Origin of the sequence: Natrinema sp. CBA1119, assembly GCF_002572525.1 — an archaeon.
GTDB lineage: Archaea > Halobacteriota > Halobacteria > Halobacteriales > Natrialbaceae > Natrinema.
Genome location: NZ_PDBS01000008.1, coordinates 45,427 through 67,764, shown reverse-complemented (window position 1 = coordinate 67,764; position 22,338 = coordinate 45,427). Strand labels below are relative to the sequence as shown.

Below are 22,338 nucleotides of genomic sequence, written 5' to 3'. Positions count from 1 at the left end.
TATTTCCACCCTCCCTATCAGGGGTCGTGTTTAGTTTGTAGCATTCTGCCAGACAGCGAAGGCCTGGAGCCATGATTCTGCGGTTGATGGTTTGACGTGGCTGAAACAGTTAGAGAATGAAGAGGTACGTCGTTTTATCTCTCGAAAGATACGTTCGACAGCGTTCCGATTTCCCTGTTTTTCGTATCGAAATCGGAGTCCGTGTCGGCGGAGTGCTGTCTGGAGATGTTGTGCGCCATCGACGAGAAACACAGCGTCTTCGACATCGTGTTTCTCGATTAGTTCTCGCAGAAACCGTTCAGTCAATGCGGTCGTAGTCGTCGAAAATAACCGCATATGGAGGATTCTGTTCGTTTCAGGATCGACTGCAGCATACAGCCAATACTGGTGATCATCGATTCGAATCACGGTTTCGTCGAGCGCAACGTGATTCGGATTCGCATCAGTTGTTGGCTGTAGATCAGCTTTCTGTACCCAATCGTGAACAGCCTTTCGCGAACGCTCGACACCGAACTTCTCGAGTTCTCGAACGGTATTCGAAAGCGATAGTCCAGCAAGGTGGAGTCGAATACCGAGCTCCATTAGCTGACGCGGTGTCCGCTCTCGCTCCACAAAACTCAAATCGATCCAGTCGCTACAACCGTTGAGGCGGTCGATTTTTGCCATAGACCAGCACAAAATCGTGCCGCCTCACTTTTCACGCTTAACTAAACACGGCCATATTCAGAACACAAAGACGCGAAACAGCGGTGGACAGAGTGGTACGATGCTTATGAGGTCACCGTTACGGAAGTCATCGAATCATATGGAAGTGGATTTGGTGACAACGCAGACCCGCCCGCATAGGTTACTACTGGAGCGTGTCATACAATGGTTCTCAACAAGAATTGTTCAAGAAACAACTCTTGAACAAAATCAATGACTGGCAAAACTACAGCCACATACGCGAATTGAGAGCTGTATAATCGTCAGGTAGAGGGTGTGAGACGTATTCTATGACACGCTATACTACTGTCTTGTTTGGTTGGAATACTCAGCAATAATGCGAGTAAGCAAGCTCCGTGTCTCTACCGATTCTAGCAGCGCCAATCACGATCTTCATCGGTGACCGATTCGCGCCCTCTATTCAGCACAACTTAGCGGTACTCCCAATTCCTCAGCATGAGGACGGCTATGGGTGTCTCATCACAACCAACCCGCGACTGAGTGGGCAGATCGCCACCGGCGAGCACTCACGACTCGGCACACCCACGAGGATGTCCTCACCGACCGGCAGTTCGAACTCCTGCTGGAAGCGTGTTCAGGCCTTCCAGCGCCACACGATTTCGAAGCGCGATTCATCTGTCTCATCGCAGGCCGACTCGGGCTTCGCGCTGGCGAGATTGCACATTTCCATACTGCGTGGGTGAATTGGAACCGTCGGACGATTCGCATCCCACAACATGAGCCCTGCCGGTGCGGGTACTGCCGACGACAGGCTCGGCAGGAAGTCGGCCACAACGATGATCTGTCGATCGGAGATGCCCTCGCGTCCCGGTGGCACCCAAAGACTGTCGCCTCGGCTCGACTCATTCCGTTCGATCTCTCGCTTCGGCTGGAACTGTGTGTCGAACGTTTCGCCAACCGGTATGATGCGTTTCCCCGCTCACGGTCAACAATTAACAGACGAGTGCAGGCTGCCGCGAGCGAGGCTGATCTCCCAGGTCGTGTCTATCCACACTGTCTGCGAGCGACCGCCGCCAGCTACCACGCGTACAAAGGCGTCGCCCCAGTGCCGCTACAGGCCCTGATGGGGTGGAGTGATCTGGCGACTGCACAGAAGTACATCCGGATATCCGGAACCGCGACCGCCGATGCACTCCGTCGAGTCCACCACAAATAACCGAACAACCACCCTTCTGGTAGATCACCCGGTGCTGCATAGAGAGGATATATTCACCAAGAGACCTGATTTCGTCGTTTCCGGCTCTATTGGTTGATAATCGAGCAGGACAAGACAGTAGGTGATGGCGGGCGTACATTGGGTATGGATAACGACAATCACGATCCGGAGTCCACAGTCACTCACCACGGTCACGATGCTCCTCACGGGTACACTGACGCGGGTAGTCATGCTCACCCAGGTGGACTAACCGTCGCCGCAGATCAACTCCAGCTTGAGGCATCCGAGACGCGATTGGAGCCGGGGAAAACCCACAAGTGGACGTACCAGATACACGATGAGAATGGTGGCGTGGTCACAGAGTTCGAAGATACGCATGACCAGCTTGCTCACTTGATTCTCGTCCGTCGTGACCTCACGCGTTTCCAGCATCTTCATCCGACACTGGCCGACGACGGGACGTGGTCAGTAGAGTTGGTCCTTCCCGATCCCGGCGTTTACCGGGCATTCGTTGACGTCCTGGTAGATGGTCAGCCGACGACACTCGGTGTAGATGTACTATCGTCGGGGCCGGCTCAGTACGTAGAGCGTCCGCAAACCACACGAGAGGCCGCAGTCCAGGGATACAGTGTCGAACTTTCATCAGACCAGATCCCTGCGGGTGAGACTGTCGATATCGAGTTCGAGGTGCATCAGGGCGGAGGCGGCGTCGCTCATCTCGATCCGTATCTCGGTGCACTCGGCCACCTCGTAGCGCTTCGAGACGGTGACCTCGCATATCTTCACGTTCACCCCGAAGAGACAAACCCAGAAGACGGTATCGTTCGATTCGCCGTTCGATTCCCTACCACCGGTGGATACCGTCTCTTCCTCCAGGCGAAGCCCGGTGGCGAGCTGATTACCGCCTCTTTCGACGTACAAGCTGGAGAACGCTAACCCGTTTTCGGGCTACACCAGGTACAACCGTAAATGGAGAGCAAGAGATGCGCCCTGTATTCAGCACGACCACCGAAATATATCATCTACTGAGGGTTTCAACAGGGCCGAGAAAATCAATGCCGGTCTGTTCTGGCATATCGTAGTCAGAGACAATGCAGTGGAAATCCCCTGCTGCGAACGTCTCTAGACCCTCGGTCACATTTGTCACCGATTCGACGGCAAAGCGATCATCTTCTCGATGAAGAAACGTCGCTGTTAGTTCTGCCAGATTTGGTTCATCATCAACGTGGAGAACACGAATTTCGGGCGGAAGAGAGTTCATTATACAATAACAAATAACTGGACCAATATAATCACGTAGGATATATGCTCTGATGCACTGTGAATGACTATCTAACTGAAAAGTAGATGTATCTGGCTCTGCTGAAATTATATTATTCAGATGTATTTTAGCATGAAATCAGCGTACACTACACGTGCTTATTGATCACTAGGTTCGATAATGACTGAAGCTGTTAGAATTGCTGATTAAAACAGTATGTCCGTCAATCACTACTTTTACAGCTATAGTAACCGTTAGAACTTTCCGCCCGTAGATTGTCACTATAGACAATGGACCATTTCGACGAAATCTCCGTCGAAGAACTCCAAGACGCCCTTGGCAAGGTTGAGGAAACAAGCCGACACAACGGTTGTTAGCGGCGATTGCGTACAAGAACGGCCTGACGCAGACCGAACTTGCAGAGTGGCACGACACTGGTCGAAGAACGATCTACAGCTGGCTCATGCGACTCGATACGGACAAACCGCTTGAGCAAGCCGTCTCTGATGCTCATCGATCCGGGAGAAAACGAAAGCTCTCAGGAACACAGCAAGAAGAGTTTGAACAAACCGTTCACGAACCTCCCGAGGAAGTCGGTATCGACGCGCCGGCGTGGACGCCGGCGCTCGTCCAGGAGTTTCTTGAAGAAACCTACGGCGTCGAGTACTCCTATCCGAGTTGCCGCCGGTTACTCAAAGAAGCTGGATTGAGCTACCACAAACCGCGCCGTACAGCCGCCGAAGCCGAGGAATCAGACACAGAAGAATTCCGCGACGTACTCAAAAAAAAGCGAGCGGAGATGGACGCCACAGTAGTCTGCATCGATCAGACCAAGAAATCCGTCCAGGTTGAGCCGCGTGCCGCGTGGTTTCCGCGCGGCACGCGGCCGAGCGTCGAACTTTCTGGCCAACGCGACTGGACGTGTCTGCTTGGCGCGATTACCGAAGACGGCGAGTGCTTCTTCTCACGGTTCACCGAGTACGTCACCGCCGATCACGCGAAACATTTCATTCTCGCGTTATGCAAAGAATTCGAAGATGACTTACTCGTCGTGCTCGATGGAGCACCGTATTTCCAGGCATCGGCCGTCACGGACCTGGCGGCCCGTGACGACCTCGCCTTCGTCACGTTGCCGGCATACTCGCCAGAACTAAATCCCGTTGAGGAGTGCTGGAGACAATTACAATCAGCACTTAGCAACCGATTCTTCGACTCGCTTACTGAGGTCACAACAGCGATCGATACCGCTCTTGATCAACTCTCCATTCCCAAAACGAGCAACTATTTCTAACTACTACTATAGCTGCCCAACACCTCAGCGCGGGAACGGCGACCGATGTGTACATCTACACGACCGATATCGCGGCCGGCGAGGGAGCCGAAACCGTCCTCGCGAGCGAGGGGTACGGTGACTCGGTGACGTTCGTGAACGGCTTCGCATTCACCTCCGCAAAGCCCGCCGCACGACCGACTCGCCGATCGTGGAAGCACAGTTAGAGGCCGCGCTGGACGCCTGGAACGACCTGCCGCCGACGCCGTTACAGGAATGTCCAGTCTGCGGGAAAGTCGGATTGCCAGAACGAATCCAGCAACACAGGTGTGGGCCGGACCGATAGGTCAGCTTAGTTTTTATGGCACGATGAAATTTATCTTTGGATTTAGTGTAATCCAAACGGTAATAATTTGCTTGTCTACAGAAATAGGGATGTTCGAAAGGAAGGGACGACCAGAAACACACGAACGAGCTGGTCTCGACAACGCGTCACTCCATCCTTGCGGAACTATTTAAACAACCCTCCTCGTCTCGTCAAATATGACGGAGGACTTTCTTGGGAGTATAGAGTTCTCGTCAGAATCAGACGACCGAACTCCCGAGGAATTCATCGACCTAGCCCACGATCCTGATATCCTCTATTACCATATCCAGGACTCCAAACAGAAACTCAACCGGGGAGTCGAGGTAGATACCGACGGGAAAGACGATGAGGTCCTCGTCCACTCGAAGGTCGAGATCTTCCAGTCTGTGATGCAGTACGTGGAAGCATTCAGTATCTACTATCTCGCCTACATCAAGGGACGAGAAGACTTAGTGAAGTATCTCATATCCACCTACCCAAGCGAGGTGAAGACGTTCTACACCAAACTCAACGCTGGAGAAGTTGCGGAGTACTTGGGCGACCATGATATCGAGGCCGATTACCGAGACCTCCTAGAATCGCTGTTTGGCTACCGATTCATCACAGAGGACGCAGACGAAGAGCAGTTAGAACAGATAGATCTCGACGAGTTATCGGCAGACTCGATTGAAGACCTCGTTGAGCAGTCAGCCGAAATACTGGACGGCCAGATACAGGATATCGGGAACTTCTATCTCGAGTTCGAGAACGCGTATAACGCAGTCAAACACGGGAATCGGATAATCCCCCAGACAGACAACAAGTTCCAAATCTCAAGAGATGGGGAAGAAGATGTAGATGTCGCGGTTGACCTCGACTTCGCACTCTTCCTTTGCAAGCACGAGGGCAAGGCCTATTTGACCGGAATCCCGGTTGACCACCTCCTTGAGCACTCGCTGGACATAGCTGAACGCGTTCATGACCTCTTCACGTATCTCCGGCGAATAGCAAAGGCAGCGATAGAGGAGGAACGCGAGTTCAGTGTTCCGTTCTACGGTCCCTCAGACGGTGAGGAATCACCGCAGAGATGGGTAAAAGTCTGGAATCCACACAGCGTCCTAATTCTTCCGCGGACAGAGGAGATCGCGGAGCTACTGGCGGAATCCACATCTGAACGTACCGTCGCCAGTCGGCTCAGTTTGGACGGGAGGACCCTCCAGATAATCACTGAAAACGAGGATTCTATCTCTCCAGAGTATCCGGTGATGGTAACGCTGGCACAGCAGGGGGTTCAGGGACTGAGTCCTCAGCCGCTCTTCGGTCTCAACTTCACGTTCACTCTGAACGAGATCGATGTCCAGCAGTACTACGAACTTCTCGAACTGGAGGATCTCCAGCAAGGGGAGGGTGTCGACAACACAGAGCTTCACGATAAGGATCGAGGGGAAGAATTCGAAGTCGGCTCACCAACCTCGTTCAACATTCCCCCCATGACCCGTTTGAACGGGAGCTCATTGAACAGCTGTACTACCTTCAGCTGATCACAGGCACGAAAATCCCGGTACCTCTCGAAATGGCTGAGTCCCACGCCGAAGTTATCCAGGAAGCGATTGAGGCGGATCTCGAACGGGATGATGCGATAGAAGCTGTTGAAAATCTCCGTGAAATCGGGGAGGACGCCGTCGTCACTGGAGTCTACGTTGACCGTGTCACCCGAGCGGGAGACAAGTTAGAGTTCGAGCTGGTAGGGAGTATCTGGGGTGCGTTCGATTTCGGGTTCGAGTTCGAGAGCGATGAGATGGCTGAAGAGTTCGAACAGGAGTGGGGTGAAGAAGGCGACGAGTTCACCATCGGTCTCGAAGGGTATTCAGGATCCTTCGACGAGCTAGTTCAGGAATTGCAGGAGAATGTAGACGACGTCGAACCCTTCATTGATGCTCTATCAATCAGGGACGACAGAACCCAGCCACCGGACATCCTGGTCAATTACTCCATTGGGGAGTCCGGATTCTGGTATACCGAGCACTCCCTTCGTCTCCAGGTCATTGATGAAGAGGCTGGCCACGGCCCCATCGAGTGCGAGCTTTGTGGCGAAGTGACGATGGATGTACAGACTCATCTCACCGAAGACTGTGAAGCAGACCCGTTCGCTTGAGTCCTGTTCAGCCTATACAGACTAGTCGTCCAGGTCCAGTCCTGCTGTAGGCTTCTCTTCGCCCGCGAACGTCTCCAGCAAGTACAGCACGCTGAACCCGAGGTTCTCATGGATCCAGTCCTGATTCGAGTAGATGTCCGTGAAGTCGCCGGTCACGAAGTGGCTGATACCGATTTCCTCCTTCAGGAACACGGCGTCACAGATCAACGCGATATCCGCGTTGTTCTTCATGTGGACTGGCCACTCCTTCAACCGTTTCTCGACGTCGGGATACTCGCGGTCCCGCATCGGTTCCAGATAGACACGGGCCTCGATCTGGTCCTTGTGCTTGATCGACCGCTCCATCAAGACGTCCTTCAGCTTCCGTGCAGCTTCCCGAGCTGTCCGCCGAGTGAGCTCGCCCTCCTTCTCGAAGTACCACTCAAAGTACTTCTGGAGCCGAGGCCGCACTTCCTTCTCCTCGGACTCCTTCATGTCGAACCGGTCGACGTACACGTCCATCACCGTCTCAATATCGAGCTCGTCGTCACTGTAGGTTTGCAGCATCTTCCCGAACTGCCTCAGCTTCAACCGGAGCTTCGCCCGTTTCTCCCCGTACAGGCCTTCGTCCCGGTCTAACCGGATGTCGGCGGAACACCGACTGTTGTCCCCGGTGCTGGAGCAGTACTCGTAGACGGCGTTCTTCCCGGTGTAGATCGTGTTGTCGGTGTCGAACAATCGTTTGGCGTCAGGGTACCACCGGTCATTGATGAAGGTGAGTCCGAGCAGGCAGTTGGTGTCTACGAAGTACCGGGTCATGGAGGGGGTTGGTTAGGGGGCGCGGGTGAGAGACCGAGGAGGGCGATTGCGACTCCGTCAGCGGCTTCAGACACTACTTGGTTCTCTTCCAGGTCTGTGTGTAGCCGGGAGCGTTCTCGCTCTATCAGTTCGAGTTCCTTCCGGATATCCTCTTGTCGGCCTTCGAGGTCCTGCGTGTCTAGTTCCTTGGCGATCTCTTCGGGGGTCAACCCGGTGTTTTCGCGTTGGGCGAGGTCAATGCAGAAGATGGTCCAGAACAATTCAGAGACCTTCAGGGCCTTCTGCGGCCGGTACTCTTCGGCATCAAGTTCAGCACTTACGACCGAGTACCAGAGATCCAGGTCCTGCTCCAGCCACGGGTAGTCGTCGACCGGGAAGGTATCGATGATATCGAAGACCGTGTTGATGACTGCTTCCCTGCTGGAGTCTACTTCGGGGTAATCTGGTTTGTCGTCGATAGCGTCACTGAGCTGTTTGTCGAGTCGTCGGTAGTGGCGTTGAACGTCGTAAGGCGCGTCCTCGTACATGTCATCGGTCAGACCCTCCGTATTTTGCTCATACAGACGGTTGAGTACTCTCGAGAGTGCGAGACGGGCCTTTGTTTCTTCCTCCTGGGAAAGGCTAACCTGGGAAGCCGAAAGGCTACAGCGGACTTCTCGGCCGCCGTCACTCCAATCTACGGCTTTGGTGAATCGCCATACGGCGTTAGGTTGAGTGGTTTTAGCGTGCCTGTGGTAGAGTCCAATCACTCCGCTATCACGGATTCCTTGGGATTGTGACCAAATTGCCCCAGAGTAGCCCCTCAAGTCGTCGGGTCTATACCCCTGAAGTCGATACAGTCTAGTGATTCACCAGAGCCGTTCAATGTCAAAGTCGGCTGGTGGGACGAACAAGGGACGGGCTTGTTCGAGTGCCATTTCGTATTGGGCCATGGTTTCTCCGCTTCCATCAGTGGCGACGAAGATAATACCGTCGCTGAGAGCAGCGATGAGTTCGTTCCGGTCAACGAATGCATGGCGAGTTGGTTCTGCATCCGGTGGACACATCGAGACGAGTAGTCAGCCTGTGTCGATGATCTGGTCGAATAGAGATTGATTCTCTGGTAGATATGCGACGTTGACGCCTGTCCCGAGGACGACGATAGTTGAATTACTCGCTTGAAGCCCACCTCGATGTACTGCTGTATCCGCGCCGTGCGTTCCGACACTAATGGATATAATACCAACCCTCGGATACAATATACCGACCTTCGAACCTATCTGCCTGCTGCTTGAGCGAATGAATCGAGCCAGACGGTGTTGTCTGGGGATTTTGACGGTTAAATCGCTTGCCGTGTTCTACGAATGATCCGGTAATATCCTCGGAATTGGATACGTTCCACCGTTCGCGTGAATTACCTGACCAGTAATGAACGAAGCTCGATCGGACACTAAAAATGAACAGACGTTGGCGATCTCATCGACAGTTCCTATTCGACCTAGCGGAGTCGCTTCGAGGATTGCTTCCTTCGTCCGTTCCCATTCATCAGTTTGGTCCCGACCGACCTCGATAAGCCCGGGTGAGACGGCATTGACGCGGACGCCGTCGCGTCCAAACTCGCTCGCCAACTGTCTGGTTAGGCCCTCAATGGCGAACTTTGTTCCGTACGAGTGAGCATGATTGGGACGACCCAAATACACCATCGCACCGATGACGTTGACTATCGAACCGCCACCGCGATCCAGCATGTCGGGAATGACGTGCTGGGCCGTGAGAAGGTTCCCGCGGAAGTTCACGTTCATTGCCCGATCGATATCGTCAACGGTCAGGTCGAGGAGCGGTTTTATCGGTCTGTAGGTTGCGTTATTCACGAGCGTGTCGATCGGACCGAGTTCCGAACGGATCTTGCTAACCATCTCCTCGACGGCTTCGGGCGACCCTAAATCGCCAAGTGCGATGGCCGTTTCGCCACCCGCCACTTGAACGCGTCTGGCGGTTTCTTTGCACCCCTCCCGGTTTGTGTAGGCGACAACGCCGACGTCTGCTCCCTGTTCGGCTAGTTTCACTGCGATCGCTCGTCCGATATTTCTGCTCGCACCGGTGACGAGCGCCGTTCGTCCGTCCATCTCCATGGGTGGTATACATTCACACATCAATTAAATGTTCGCCTCTCACGAGTATTTCTATGCCGTTCGGTAATGTGCGTGGCTATCAGTTCGGATGGTCTCACTGCTAATCAACCACAGTAATCGATATTCATAAGATAAAACTAATAAATAATCCTAAGTGCTGTTACCACTATGCATATTGAGTACCGTATTCGAGCGACTGAGTTGCACTGGGATGCGAGTCAAACTGTACGATCGAGGCTGCTACGCATCGGCTGCTGAACCGTCCACACTGATCCCCGCCACCGCCGAGGTGTCCGACTTCAATGACGGGAGACTCGGTGTCGACTGGCGCAGAGCTGTTCCTCCGAACGCTCGAGGAATACGTGTGGAACACGTCTTTGGCACCCCCGGTACGACTGAACTGCCGATCATTAACGCGATCGGAGGGAGTGATGAACTGATGTACGTACTAGGGCTTCACGAAGACGTTGCGGTCGGAATGGCCGGCGGCTATGTGTGCACTAGGAGCTACCATGGATACCACGACGACAGTATGATACCCGTCGAGGTCATGAATCTGCATCTCTCGGCCGGTCTTGCACACGGACTTGGGAACCTTTATGCGGCCAAGATGACTGGTACGCCGCTGGTCGTGACGGCTGGAAACCACAGTACGGACTTCCGTCACGAAGAGCCGATCATGGCCGCTGATCTGGTGGAGATGACCAAGCAGTTCACGAAATGGAGCGATGAGGTACTGGCCGTTTCGGCGTTGCCGTCAATGCTGCGCCGTGCCTTTAGAGTTGCACTGACGCTGCCGACTGGTCCTGTCTTCCTCGGACTGCCCCTAGACGTTATGATGGCCGAGACTGACGGCAAACCCAAGCGGTTTGGTGCGGTACCGACGGCCGAACGCGGCGCCCAGTCACAGATCTCGGCCGCAGCCGATCACCTTGTCGACGCGGACGATCCCGTCATGGTTCTGGGCGACCACGTCGCTTGTGCCGGTACCGATGCGGTCGATGCGGCCGTCGAATTGGCTGAAGGGGCCGGACTTCACGTCCACGGAGAAATTCTCTCCTGTGAAATCAACTTCCACCTACGCACGATCAGTGGGTCTCGTATGTGCCACCGGACGAGGACGTCGCTTCGCTGCTTCTGGATACGGACACGCTGCTATTGGTCGGTTGCTCCATGAATACGACGCTCACTCGGCACGACTCGCCGCTCGTCGGATCCGAAACGACCTGCGTTCACGTCAGCTAGGACTCGTGGCAGCTCGGAAAGAATCAACCAACGGACGTCTCGATTCTCGGGGATCCCGGTGACGTGTTGGGCGAACTGGCGGAGAGGGTGTCAAAGCGACTCGGGACGGATCGACGCGAGCGTCGACTCAAGTTGGTCCGCGAAACGAAGCGCGAACTTGAGACCCGCTCGTCTGGTTCTTCGGATAAGTCTGATCGCGGCGTCTAGAAGCCCAAACTTGTCGCGTGTCTCCGCAAGGCGACGGACGATGCGTTTATCGTTGACGAGGGAGTGACCTCCAAGTATCCGTTTCTTGCGGAGTATCCGTTCGAAGCGGAGGAATTGATCTCCAATTCGAACTCGGTTACGGCCTGCCGGCCGCAGTGGGTGCTGCGATCGCGGAAGATATGTCGGACGAACCACGTCAGGTAGTGGGATAGGTCGGAGACGAGTCGTACCAGTGCTATCCACACACGCTCTACTCGGCTACTCGGTACGTCGTCGATATCATCAGTTTTGTCTCCAATAACAGCAACTACGGCCCCTCTAGGATAACACGCTCAAACTACTGGGGGTACGGAGGACGAATATGACTTTGAACCGATGGAGTTCGAATCCGCTATTGATCTCGTCGCGAACGCGAGGAGCCACGGTACGGACGCACGACGCGTTGACGACCAGACAGCGGTGACTCCCCCGATCGAAGAGGCACTCTCAAGCGAGGGACCATCGGTCCGCGACTGAACCACCAACTGCCAGACCGATTCCCGACAGAATCATCATCGCTTCTCCATGCTGTTTAATATATGACACTCACACTTATAAGGACAGGAATCCGTCTGTGAGATACATGTCACGTCAGATAGTGCCAGGTATACACTGGCTTCAAGAGTGTGCTACAGATCTCAGTCATTACATGGATGACGATGAACCGCCGGATTGGTACGAACCCGGTGAGGAGGTTCACATCCCACAGAGCGTCTATCTGATCGAGGATGAACGATCACTGCTGTTCGATACGTTCTCGCCGGCCAGCACTGAACGAGTTCTCGACTCGATAGACGACATCCTCGACGGCGGAACGCTCGATTATCTCGTCGTCTCGCATCCGGACGTTCCTCATGCCGGGAACACAATGGCGATCATGAATGAGTATCCCGACGTAACGCTCGTGGCCCCGGCGTACGGGCAGGCGCACGAACTCTATCATCTGGAAAATGGGATGTTAGTTGAGGAAGGGGATACGATCGAGCTGGGCAAGTACACGGTCGAGTTTCACGAGGCACCGTTTCTCGACTCGGCGATTCACCTCTGGATGTCCGAACAGACGACTGAGACGTTGTTCACCGTCGACTGGCAGGGCTTTCCGCACCTCGGATCGAAATGTCTGCACTTCGTCGACGAGTTCGACCATGACCTCACGCGGGAGCAACTCCTCCAGTTCCACGGCCGCGTGATGTTCTGGTTGCAGTACGTCGATGCCGAGAAACTAAACAGGGAGATCGATTTCGTGATCGAGAAGCACGACCCGGAAATCGTCGCACCCTCGCACGGGAACGTGATTCGAGAGGGCGCTACTGAGCAGCTTAGCATGATGAAAGACGTCGTGAGACAGATTCGAACAAACGGTCGAATCGGAACGTTCGGCTGATCTATACTACCAATGACAATCGAAAAAAACCTGACGTCGGACGTACAGTGGATCAACGAGTGCTACGATCTTGGCGAAAAACACGAACACGTCTCGGTGTATCTGATCGAAGCGGGCGGCGAGTACCTTCTCATAGATTCGGGGTCATTCCACCACCGAGAGGAAATCACTCGGCGACTCGAGACAGCGACTGACGGCGAGGGGATTGACGCGCTCGTTCTCTCCCACTCGGATTACCCCCATTCGGCAAACATCTCTACCTTCAAGTCTCAGTGGGATGACGTTGAACTGATCGCATCCTCTGGTGCACCGTCACTACAGGGGCTGCCTGAGGCGACAAAGTGCGACATAGGTGAGAGTATGACGATCTGCGGCCAGACGTTCAGTTTCATTGATCCACCACTAGCGGACCGGTCGCATACGACTTGGATTTACGATCACGAGTCGGAAGTCCTGTTTACGGCCGATGGGTTCGGAAATCACCACTCGCCGTCGGAGTGTGGATTCCTATCTACGGAATTCGAGGATAGCATCGAAATGGAGGACATCTACACGTTCCACAACGAAACTCTGGTCTGGCTTCGTTACGTCGATCCGGACCGACTCCGAACCGTTCTTGAGTCGATGGTGGCGGAGTACGATCCGTCGTATATCGCGCCGATTCACGGAAATCCGATCGCGGGAGAGGAAATCGATACCTACCTCTCGCGTCTCATTGATTCGGCCGAACGCATTACCGCAGAATACGATATCGGCGATCTCGGAACGACGTAACGTGGCGAGTATCGGGATGAATCCGATTTCTAATGCTCGATCGTCCGTCTGATTTTCGATCCTCGGCCACGGACTGTAAGTCTCATATTCTCCGTTCGCTTTGATTCGTCAGTTTTCGTGTGGGTACTAGCTTGTTCCCATGAGGACTGTCGCTGCTCGGGGAATCTGCCTCGATAGTATTCAATAGATCTGAATAGACGTTTTGGATTGTATGTCTCACACTTTCCGTGTTATAAGCCAATATACCTCGATCCTTCCGAACACGCTGTTTCTGCTCTACTGAATTTAATATGGTATTTGTTATCACACACTATAATTGGATTGCACTACCTCCAACTCTGCTTTACAAACATATGAATGTAACTAAACTCGCCGAGTTACGCGGAACGATCGATGCCGTTACGCACCACCCGACATGGTACTTACAACCATAGTACTGTAAATCCATTTAGTTCTAGTTTTCGTTGTACGTAATCAAACGAATGTATATGTCCACTAGTTATAATTTGCCAGATCGGGGGAGGAAACACTCTTTCCCGCTCTACTGAAATCGCCAAATAGCTCTCAAATACTCTTTTTGGGGCTTCTCTGACTGAAGCACGGACAAAATGGCGTTCTAATGCATTCAGCTAGGAAAGATTTTAGTAGGTGTCTGAAGTTACCGTTTGATATGATACCAAAACACACGCAAGATGGTCCGGTTCGAGCAATCGATCGAGCACTGGGGGTCCTCAATGTGCTTCGGGAGATAAACGGAGGGACGCTCACCGAGATCTCCGAACACGTGGACTTGCCGAAGAGTACGTTACACAATCATCTCGTGACCCTCGAGCGGAACCACTACATCGTTAAAAAGGACAACGAGTACCACCTCGGAGTGCGGTTTCTCAACTTCGGTGAGTTCGTCAAGCAGCAACGGCCCGGCTTCGAAGAGGCCAAACCGGTAGTCGAAGAACTTGCCGAATCGACGGGCGAACGAGTACAGTTCGTTGCCGAGGAACACGGCCACACGGTGTATGTCCATATTGCGGAAGGGGATCGGGCGGTCAAATCGCGCACGGCTGTCGGTCAGCGTGGCGGTGCACAACTCCATGCCACGGCAGCGGGGAAAGCCATCCTCGCGTTTCTCTCCGAGGAGCGCCGCAAGGCAGTCCTCGATTACTGGGGGCTCTCGAAGATCACGGAGAACACGATTCAGGACCGCGAGCGGTTACTGGCCGAACTCGAGGAGATTCGGGAGCGTCGATACGCGCTAAACCGGGAGGAACACATCGAGGGGCTCTACGCCGTTGGTGTGCCCGTGATTGGACCGGACGAGAGTGTCATCGGTGCTATCAGTGTCTCCGGACCGACCCATCGAATGCAGGGAAGGCGATTGACTACCGAACTCCCGGAATTGCTCCTCGGGGCATCAAACGAACTCGAACTTAATATCAACTTCTCTGAGTCGGAGTAGCGATAGATATACTTTATTCGACACTTGACCCTCGTTTCGAGTACTCGTTCCTGTACTCTAATGACTCGAATGTGGTGACTACTGACGACGGCTGATTCGGTCGAGTAGTTCGAGGCCCGTCTCGAGGACCGGGAATTCTGACTCGAGTGTCCCATAGAGGTAGTTGTTGAAGGAGACATGATTATCGATGTCCAGTCCGCTTGTTCGACGCTCCGCGAGAAACTGCTGGCGAGAACGTATCAGTTGCTCGCAACAGTCCTTGAGATCGGACAGTCGATTCCAGTGGCACTCCAGATCGTCGAACATCATGGCACTGATCCGACAGTCTGGAACACCCTCGAGTCGCCGATCGAGGGTTCGACAGTCCTTGATCGCCGTCTGGAGAGAATTGCGTTCACCCTCGAGTACCTCCAGTAACTGCGATCGGCGCTGAAGGCTCCTATCGATGGCAACCTGAAGCTGCCAGTGGAGCAATGGGTTCAGCTCGCCGTTCGCTCGGATCGCGGTCGCGATTTCCGACCCGAGTTCCATCGCGATATTCTCTTCGAGAGATTCGCCGTAGTGCGATTCGTAGTGATCGACCTCCATGACCGTCTTCCGGTACGCGTCGACAAACTCCGCCGTCGATCCGCGGCTCTGGACGATCGTTTGCGCGGCCGGAGTACCCTCATGGGTCATACTCACGGGTTGATTCGATCGAAGGAATTCCCGTAGCTCTTGAAACGCTTGCTGTTCCGACTGTAGTTCCGAACGTTCATCGTCGACGCATGTAATTGCTCGTTCGATCCGTCGTATCTCTGTTGTCATTGGTTCTCTCCGATCTCATCCGATCAGGTAAGGTTGATCAGGGGTCTCAGTGTGCTACATTCTACCGATACACAGGATCTCTCTTAATGATATTGGTCGCATAGACTTTTGCAGACTTTCCGTCTCCGTAGACTGCGCGTCCCGCCGTTCGATCCGGGTCCGCTGGTTAGCACCCCTCCGTTACTCGCCCCTTCGACGCTTCGTGCCAACAGTTCTCATGAGGAAGTGGAGCAAGATATAAGGTACTCCACTTAGTTCTCAGAAGTATGCGGACTAGGCGAAGCGAACTGACTACCCCAGGAAGCAGTATGAAAATGATGGAAAAGGCGGCCGAGTCCGACGCCGATGAGGTCATGCTCGACCTCGAGGACGCCGTCGCCCCGTCCGAAAAGAAAGCCGCTCGAGAGAAGATCGTCGACGCGATCCACGAATTCGACTGGAGCGGCAAAGTCGTCGCGATCCGAATCAACGACCTCGATACACCCAATGCCTACGGTGACCTCGTAACGGTCGTCGAGGGGGCCGGCGAACACATCGACACGATCATCGTTCCGAAAATCAAGCGATCCGACGATATCTACATGGTCGAGAAACTGCTCGACCAGATCGAGGAGAACGAGGGGATCGAGAACACGATCGGTATCGAGACGCTGATCGAAGAGACCGAAGCCCTCCAGAACGTCGACGAAATTGCCGCCACCGGCGACCGACTCGAAGCATTGATCTTCGGACCGGGCGACTACTCGGCCTCGCAGGGTGTCCAACTCAAGAGCATCGGCGCACACGGTGACGAGGGGAACTATCCCGGTGATATCTGGCACTACGTTCGAAATCAGATCGTCGTCGCGGCCCGGTCGAACGGGCTCGACGCGATCGATGGCCCCTACGGCGACTTCTCGGATCCGGAAGGATATCGCGAAGAGTGTGTTCGCTCGTTCACGCTCGGATTCGTCGGCAAGTGGGCGATTCATCCGAGTCAGATCGAAATCGCCAACGAGGTCTACAAACCCGAGGAGGAACAGGTCGGACACGCCCAGAAGGTCGTCGAGGCGATGGAAGAAGGCGCGGGTGAAGGCCAGGGCGCCGTCCGTCTCGACGGCGAGATGATCGACGAAGCGTCGGTCCGGAGTGCCCGCCACACCCTCGAACGAGCCCGCCAGATTGGAATGATCGACTGATATGACGGAGACAAATGAACGAGCGTCAGAGACGACGCGCAAGCGAGTTGAGAAGATCAACTACTTTGAGGACTTCAAGCCCGGCCAGGAGTTCGAACACCATTGGGGTCGGACGATCACCGAGGGCGACAACAGCCTGTTCTCGACCCTGACGATCAACGCAAATCCGATGTACTTCAACGCGGACTATGCCAAGGACCTCGGTCACGACGGCGTCGTCGCCAATCACTTACTCGCGTTCAACGTCGTCTTTGGGATGAGTGTTCAGGACCTGAGCGAGGCCGGCGGTGCCTTCCTCGGCATCGATAATCTCCGGTTCCACGACGAGGTTTATCCCGGTGACACGCTGTACGCCGACAGCGAAGTCGTCTCGAAACGCCAGAGTGACTCCAGACCCCACCAGGGAATCGTCCACTGGAAGACGGAAGGAACGCGACCGAACGGCGATTTAGTCGTCGAGTTCGAACGAAAGAACCTGATCAATAAGCGATCTCACCAGGAGGAATCCGAACAATGACATATCTAAACGACGAACTGCGAATGCTCCGGGACGAAACGCGCGAGTTCGTCCAGAACGAAGTACTGCCCGAAGCGAACGAACGGGACCACAATGACGAACCGATGAGCGACGACCTCATCAAAAAACTCGGCGAAATGGGCTACTTCGGACTTGTGGGTCCTGAGGAGTATGGTGGTCTCGGAATGGGACCCCTAGCGTACGCGGTCGTCACGGAGGAGCTCGCTCGCGGCTGGATGAGCGTTGCGAGCATCATCGCCCGCGGACAGAACCTTCACGGCGCGACCGAGGAACAGAAGGAAGAGTATGTTCCGGACATGGTCCGGGGCAACCGTCTTCAAGCGACGAGCATCTCCGAACCCGGTGCCGGCAGTGACGTTGCCGGCATGTCCACGACAGCGGAGAAGGTCGGCGACGAGTACGAGATCGATGGCACCAAAACCTGGTGTACGTTCGCCAAGGGAGCCGACTTCATCGTCCTCTACGCGAAGACCGATCCCGAGAAACGCCATAAGGGCGTCTCCTCGTTCATCATCGACAAGACCCCCGGGGAGTTCGACGTCGACGGCCTTGAGGCGAACTCTATCGACAAGATCGGCTACAAGGGCTGGGAGACGTGGGAGTTGCACCTCGATAACGTTCGCGTCCCCGAAGACAAACTGATTGGTGGCGAGGAAGGTCAGGCGTTCTACAATATTATGGAGTTCTTCGAACCGGCTCGGATCCATACTGCGGCCAGAGCGATCGGTCTCGCCCGTGGTGCGCTAGAGGACTCGTTGGATTACGCACAGGAGCGCGAACAGTTCGACCAGCCGATCGGCGAGTTCCAGTCCATCCGGTTCAAACTGGCGACGATGGCAACGAAGATCGAGTCGGCCCGTCAACTCACCCATTACGTCGCGAAACAGAAAGAGCGCGGTGACCGCTGTGACATGGAAGCTTGTATGGCGAAGTACCACGCCAGTGAGATGGCCGAAGAAGTCACCAGCGAGGGGATTCAGATTCACGGCGGCAACGGCTACACGACCGACTACCCACTCGAGCGCTACTGGCGCGACGCACGACTGACGAAGATCTTCGAGGGTACGAGTGAGATCCAGCAACGGGTCATTGCCGATCGCCTGTTCGAACGGGGCGTCCACGCGACCGGATCGGGGTCATAACGATGGGGCGAACGAGCGACCACAACTACTACGAGGACTTCGCAGTCGGCGAGATCTACGAGCACACCCGCGGGAAGACGGTCACAGAGATGGACAACGTGGCTATCACGAATCTCGTATTGAACACTGCGCAAGGACACTTCAACGAAGATCGGATGGAGGACAGCGAGTTCGGCGAACGGATCGTTTACGGGGGGATCAACCTCTCGATGGTCTGTGGGCTGGCCTCGGAGGATATCTCCGAGAACGCGATCACGGAACTCGGATACGACGAGGTGCGGTTCAGTAACCCCGTCTTCCACGGCGACACGCTCTACGCAGAAAGCGAGGTACTCTCAAAGCGCGACTCGGACGCTCGGTCTGACGGCGGTGTCGTCGAGTTCCGGGTCCGCGGCTACAACCAGGACGACGAGCAGGTCGTCGGTGCGACCAAGCGCGTCCTTCTGAAGAAACGGGAGTATTACGGGGACGACTAGCATCGACTAAACCGACTATGACCGATCAACCCCCCCGAAATCAGCCCGTCTCGGACGGCCCACTTGCCGATGTTCGCGTCGTCGACCTCACGCAGATGCTTGCCGGGCCGTATGCGACGATGCTGCTCGCCGATCTCGGAGCTGACGTCGTCAAGGTCGAACCTCCCCGCGGAGACATGACTAGAGACAATCAGCCCCATCTCGAGGAAGACGAAGCCTACGGTGGGTACTTCCATAGCGTCAATCGGAACAAGCGAAGTGTCGTCGTCGATCTGAAGTCCGCAGAGGGTCGCGAGGCCTTCCTCGATCTCGTCTCGGACGCCGATGTCGTCGTCGAGAACTTCCGGACCGGGACGATGGAGAACCTCGATCTCTCCTATGAGACGCTCTCGGATCGTAACCCCGGACTTGTTTATGCATCAATTCGTGGGTTTGGCGACCCGCGGTCCGGTGACAGCCCGTACGCAGATCGACCGGCGTTTGATCTCATCGCACAGGCGATGGGCGGCGTCATGAGCGTCACCGGGACCGAAGAGGCCGGCCCGACCAAGGTCGGACCCGGAGTCGGGGATATCTTCCCCGCCGCACTCGCTGTGGTCGGCGTGCTGTCGGCGCTACGCGAGCGCGACCGGACCGATGAGGGCCAGTACGTCGACGTCGGGATGGTCGACGCAGTCCTCTCGCTGTCCGAGCGGATCGTCCACCAGCACTCGTACACCGGCGAGGTGCCCGGTCCACAGGGGAATACCCACCCCCTGCTGTTCCCGTTTGACCGCTTCGAGACCAGCGACGGCTACGTCGTCATCGCTGCGCCCTCGCCCCATCAATGGCAAGCACTGTGTGACCACATGGACCGGCCCGACCTCGCCGACGAGTACGCAGAGAAGCCCGATCGGATTGAGGCGGCTGACGAACTCCGCGAGGTCGTCACGGAGTGGACGAAACGTCACACCAAGGACGAACTGTTCGAGATGCTCGCCGAGGATGTTCCCTGCGGACCGGTCAATAACGCCGAGGATATCTTTGACGACGAACACTTCGCGGCACGCGAGATGCTCGCCGAGGTCGACCACGCCGACACTGGGGAGACCGCTACGATCGCCGGCACACCGATCAAGTTCCCGGAGAGCAACAGCGGAGTCGAGCGGCGGGCCCCCTTCCTAGGCGAACACACCGAAGAGGTTCTGCGGGAGCAGGGATACACGGACGAGGAAATCGACGATATTCTCGGGGCAGGCGAACAGAACTCGAACGAGTAGCGCACCGATACCTGGCTCCAACCCATAGTTTTTCGACGCTCGACCGCACACCGTTGGCTGTCGATGTATCAGAATGACCTCTTTGAAGACGAGACAGCAGTCGTCACCGGCGCGAGTCGCGGTCTCGGACGAGCGATCGCCCGCAGATTAGCCGAGTGCGGCGCCGACGTCGTCGTGGCGGCGCGATCGAGTGACGCCCTCGCCGCCGTCGCCGACGAAATCGAGACCGAAACGGCCAGCGACGCACTTGACGTGACCGTTGACGTGCGCGACACCGATGCCATCGAACGGCTGGTCCAACGGGCGACCGAGTTTGGCGACGGAAGCGTCGAGATGCTGATTGCCAATGCCGGCGCGAACTTCCACGCCCCGGTCACGGAACTGAGCGAAAACGCTTGGCGAACGATCGTCGACATTAACCTTGATGGGACCTATCGGTGCTGCCACGCGTTCGCCGAGGCGCTCGCGGCCGCGGACGTTGGCCGCGTGGTAACGATGAGCAGCGTCATCGGTCGCGATGGCGCCGCCGAGAGCGCCCACTACGCGGCATCGAAGGCGGGTATCGAGGCGCTTACGCGCTCGCTGGCGCTGGAGTGGGCCGAAGACAACGTTCGCGCCAACTGCCTCCGGCCGGGCCTCGTCGCGACCCCTGGTGTCGAGGAGAACCGGGGCGTCACTGCCGACCGGATCGATCGCGACGATGTCGACAGATCGCTCGGCCACCCCGACGAGATCGCTGATCTCGCTTGCTTTCTGGTCTCGCCGGGCGCCAGTTACGTGAGCGGGCAGACCTACACTGCCGAGGGAATCCGTCGTCGACCGGACGACGAGTGATCCGAGCGGGGCGGACCGATCATCGTTTGAGTCGGCGGAACGTTAATTCGGCCGGATAATGTGGGTGAACCATGGCAGACACGGTTTGCGTATTCGACGGCGACGGTGCCGCGCCCGAAGTAGTCCGGCCGACGGTCGACCTGCTCGAGTCGATTGCTCCGTCCGTGGCGTTCGAGACACTGTCGATCGATCGGTTCGTCGACGACCTCGAGAGCGGAACCGTCCCGAACCCGCTTCGGGACCGCGTCGACGACGCCGATGCAATCCTCTTCGGTGCGGCGTCCGACACCCACGTTCCGATCCTGCGATACCTCCGCTACGAACTCGATGGCGGACTGCCGGCTAACGTTCGGCCAGTGCGCTCGCTCGAGGGCGCGACTGCACCACTCGAACGAACTGAGCCGATCGACTACGTGATCGTCAGGCAGAATCTCGAAGGGCTGTACGCCGGGATCGAGGGCGACCTCGCGGAACTGGACGGTCGCGAATCGATCGCGAATTCCTCCACCGTTGGTTTCGACCCGGCGACGGAGCACGGACGGTACGCGATTCGCCCGATTACAGCTTCGCAAGTGCGATGGCTCGCGGGATTTGTCTGCGATCTGGCCGAACGACGGGCCAACAAGAGCGAAAACGGAACCACCCCGCGAGTGACCTGTGCGACGAAATCCAACGTCCTCCCCGAAACCGACGGGCTGTTCGAGGAAACGGTCGAAGCCGTCGCGACGAAGTCATCTGTTCCGTACGAACACGTTCACGCCGACGCGGTCGGTCAGTCGCTGGTCATCGATCCCGATCGGTTCGACGTGATCGTCACCCCGAATCTCGCCGGTGATATTCTCTCGGACGTCGCCGCCGGAACCGTTGGAGGACTCGGTCTCGCTCCCAGCGGTTGTTACGGCCGGACCAGCGCCTACTTCGAACCGGTTCACGGAACGGCGCCCGATCTAGTCGGTGAATCGACGATCAATCCGACCGCGACGCTTTTGTCGGGAGCGATGCTGTTGGACTACCTCGAACGGGAGTCGACCGCGAGGCGACTCAGAACAGCGGTCGACGATGTGTACAGGGGCGGGGACGCTCTCACGCCCGATCAGGGCGGCTCGAGTTCGACGGAAGAAATGGTAGCCGCGGTCGCCGAGCGGCTCTAAAGCGGGGTCAACCAGCGGAATCCGA

At 56.0% G+C, this 22,338-nt stretch carries 21 protein-coding genes and 4 pseudogenes; 17 read left to right on the top strand and 8 right to left on the bottom strand.

Annotated features, from left to right (window positions below):
* Positions 1-30: 30 nt before the first annotated feature.
* Entirely contained in the window at positions 31-666 is a 636-nt protein-coding gene (locus CP556_RS22525; protein WP_098727858.1) for an IS6 family transposase, read from the bottom strand.
* A 57-nt stretch (positions 667-723) separates the two neighbouring features.
* On the opposite strand from CP556_RS22525, the pseudogene CP556_RS27450 reads away from it, so the two are divergent.
* Both CP556_RS27450 and CP556_RS27445 read left to right on the top strand, forming a co-directional pair.
* A pseudogene (locus CP556_RS27450) lies at positions 724-846 on the top strand (antibiotic biosynthesis monooxygenase); the annotation flags it as partial.
* A gap of 331 nt (positions 847-1,177) precedes the next feature.
* Positions 1,178-1,882, top strand: a complete 705-nt coding sequence (locus CP556_RS27445; RefSeq protein WP_098727857.1) for a site-specific integrase — start codon at positions 1,178-1,180, stop codon at positions 1,880-1,882.
* Between the two features lie 642 nt (positions 1,883-2,524).
* Here CP556_RS27445 and CP556_RS26275 read toward each other — a convergent pair.
* Both CP556_RS26275 and CP556_RS22505 read right to left on the bottom strand, forming a co-directional pair.
* The gene (locus CP556_RS26275) at positions 2,525-2,803 is read right to left on the bottom strand and encodes a hypothetical protein (protein ID WP_176548315.1); all 279 of its coding nucleotides are present in this window, start codon (positions 2,801-2,803) and stop codon (positions 2,525-2,527) included.
* Positions 2,804-2,900: 97 nt separating this feature from the next.
* Positions 2,901-3,143 (bottom strand): response regulator, encoded by a 243-nt coding sequence (locus CP556_RS22505; RefSeq protein WP_098727856.1) that lies wholly within the window; start codon positions 3,141-3,143, stop codon positions 2,901-2,903.
* A gap of 290 nt (positions 3,144-3,433) precedes the next feature.
* Here CP556_RS22505 and CP556_RS22500 point away from each other — a divergent pair.
* From CP556_RS22500 to CP556_RS22485, 4 genes and pseudogenes are all read left to right on the top strand, one after another.
* Positions 3,434-4,434 (top strand): IS630 family transposase gene (locus tag CP556_RS22500; RefSeq protein ID WP_098727855.1). Its coding sequence is split into 2 segments (ribosomal slippage): positions 3,434-3,491 and positions 3,491-4,434, totalling 1,002 coding nucleotides; the frame shifts between segments, so codons are not numbered across the junction.
* Positions 4,435-4,442: 8 nt separating this feature from the next.
* Positions 4,443-4,640 (top strand): annotated as a pseudogene (locus CP556_RS22495) (PIN domain-containing protein); the annotation flags it as partial.
* Between the two features lie 316 nt (positions 4,641-4,956).
* Complete coding sequence (locus CP556_RS22490) at positions 4,957-6,300, top strand: hypothetical protein (protein WP_098727854.1); 1,344 nt, start codon at positions 4,957-4,959, stop codon at positions 6,298-6,300.
* 32 nt (positions 6,301-6,332) lie between these two features.
* Positions 6,333-6,914 carry a hypothetical protein gene (locus CP556_RS22485; protein WP_098727853.1) on the top strand — a complete coding sequence of 194 codons (582 nt, stop codon included), beginning with the start codon at positions 6,333-6,335 and terminating at the stop codon, positions 6,912-6,914.
* A gap of 21 nt (positions 6,915-6,935) precedes the next feature.
* On the opposite strand, the gene CP556_RS22480 is transcribed toward CP556_RS22485, so the two are convergent.
* From CP556_RS22480 to CP556_RS22465, 4 genes and pseudogenes are all read right to left on the bottom strand, one after another.
* On the bottom strand, positions 6,936-7,712 hold the full coding sequence (locus CP556_RS22480; RefSeq protein WP_098727852.1) for a hypothetical protein: 777 nt from the start codon (positions 7,710-7,712) through the stop codon (positions 6,936-6,938).
* Entirely contained in the window at positions 7,709-8,239 is a 531-nt protein-coding gene (locus tag CP556_RS22475; RefSeq protein WP_098727851.1) for a hypothetical protein, read from the bottom strand. Before CP556_RS22475 ends, CP556_RS22480 begins: the two co-directional genes overlap by 4 nt.
* A 321-nt stretch (positions 8,240-8,560) precedes the next feature.
* Positions 8,561-8,950: pseudogene (locus tag CP556_RS22470) on the bottom strand (DNA-processing protein DprA).
* Between the two features lie 99 nt (positions 8,951-9,049).
* A complete protein-coding gene (locus tag CP556_RS22465; protein ID WP_098727850.1) occupies positions 9,050-9,823 on the bottom strand; it encodes an SDR family NAD(P)-dependent oxidoreductase in 774 nt (257 codons plus the stop codon).
* A gap of 302 nt (positions 9,824-10,125) precedes the next feature.
* Between CP556_RS22465 and CP556_RS22460 the strand changes: the two are divergent.
* From CP556_RS22460 to CP556_RS22445, 4 genes and pseudogenes are all read left to right on the top strand, one after another.
* Positions 10,126-11,791, top strand: a pseudogene (locus tag CP556_RS22460) (thiamine pyrophosphate-binding protein).
* A gap of 172 nt (positions 11,792-11,963) precedes the next feature.
* Positions 11,964-12,698 carry an oxygen-binding di-iron domain-containing protein gene (locus tag CP556_RS22455; RefSeq protein WP_218012002.1) on the top strand — a complete coding sequence of 245 codons (735 nt, stop codon included), beginning with the start codon at positions 11,964-11,966 and terminating at the stop codon, positions 12,696-12,698.
* Positions 12,699-12,710: 12 nt separating this feature from the next.
* Positions 12,711-13,472, top strand: coding sequence for an oxygen-binding di-iron domain-containing protein (locus tag CP556_RS22450; RefSeq protein WP_098727848.1), 762 nt, complete (start codon positions 12,711-12,713; stop codon positions 13,470-13,472).
* Positions 13,473-14,142: 670 nt separating this feature from the next.
* Complete coding sequence (locus tag CP556_RS22445) at positions 14,143-14,928, top strand: IclR family transcriptional regulator (protein ID WP_176548314.1); 786 nt, start codon at positions 14,143-14,145, stop codon at positions 14,926-14,928.
* A gap of 78 nt (positions 14,929-15,006) precedes the next feature.
* Here CP556_RS22445 and CP556_RS22440 read toward each other — a convergent pair whose 3' ends face one another.
* The gene (locus CP556_RS22440) at positions 15,007-15,735 is read right to left on the bottom strand and encodes a DUF7260 family protein (protein WP_486187791.1); all 729 of its coding nucleotides are present in this window, start codon (positions 15,733-15,735) and stop codon (positions 15,007-15,009) included.
* A gap of 266 nt (positions 15,736-16,001) precedes the next feature.
* Here CP556_RS22440 and CP556_RS22435 point away from each other — a divergent pair, with 266 nt between their 5' ends.
* From CP556_RS22435 to CP556_RS22405, 7 genes are all read left to right on the top strand, one after another.
* On the top strand, positions 16,002-16,913 hold the full coding sequence (locus CP556_RS22435) for an HpcH/HpaI aldolase/citrate lyase family protein (protein ID WP_098727845.1): 912 nt from the start codon (positions 16,002-16,004) through the stop codon (positions 16,911-16,913).
* Position 16,914: 1 nt separating this feature from the next.
* Entirely contained in the window at positions 16,915-17,430 is a 516-nt protein-coding gene (locus CP556_RS22430) for a MaoC family dehydratase (protein ID WP_098727844.1), read from the top strand.
* Positions 17,427-18,593, top strand: a complete 1,167-nt coding sequence (locus tag CP556_RS22425) for an acyl-CoA dehydrogenase family protein (protein WP_098727843.1) — start codon at positions 17,427-17,429, stop codon at positions 18,591-18,593. The genes CP556_RS22430 and CP556_RS22425 overlap by 4 nt, the downstream gene beginning before the upstream one ends.
* A gap of 2 nt (positions 18,594-18,595) precedes the next feature.
* Positions 18,596-19,069: a MaoC family dehydratase gene (locus tag CP556_RS22420; protein ID WP_098727842.1), complete on the top strand. Its 474-nt coding sequence runs from the start codon at positions 18,596-18,598 to the stop codon at positions 19,067-19,069.
* Between the two features lie 17 nt (positions 19,070-19,086).
* Entirely contained in the window at positions 19,087-20,328 is a 1,242-nt protein-coding gene (locus tag CP556_RS22415) for a CaiB/BaiF CoA transferase family protein (RefSeq protein ID WP_098727841.1), read from the top strand.
* 63 nt (positions 20,329-20,391) lie between these two features.
* Positions 20,392-21,162 (top strand): SDR family NAD(P)-dependent oxidoreductase, encoded by a 771-nt coding sequence (locus CP556_RS22410; protein WP_098727840.1) that lies wholly within the window; start codon positions 20,392-20,394, stop codon positions 21,160-21,162.
* Between the two features lie 71 nt (positions 21,163-21,233).
* Entirely contained in the window at positions 21,234-22,313 is a 1,080-nt protein-coding gene (locus tag CP556_RS22405; RefSeq protein ID WP_098727839.1) for an isocitrate/isopropylmalate family dehydrogenase, read from the top strand.
* Positions 22,314-22,338: the final 25 nt, after the last annotated feature.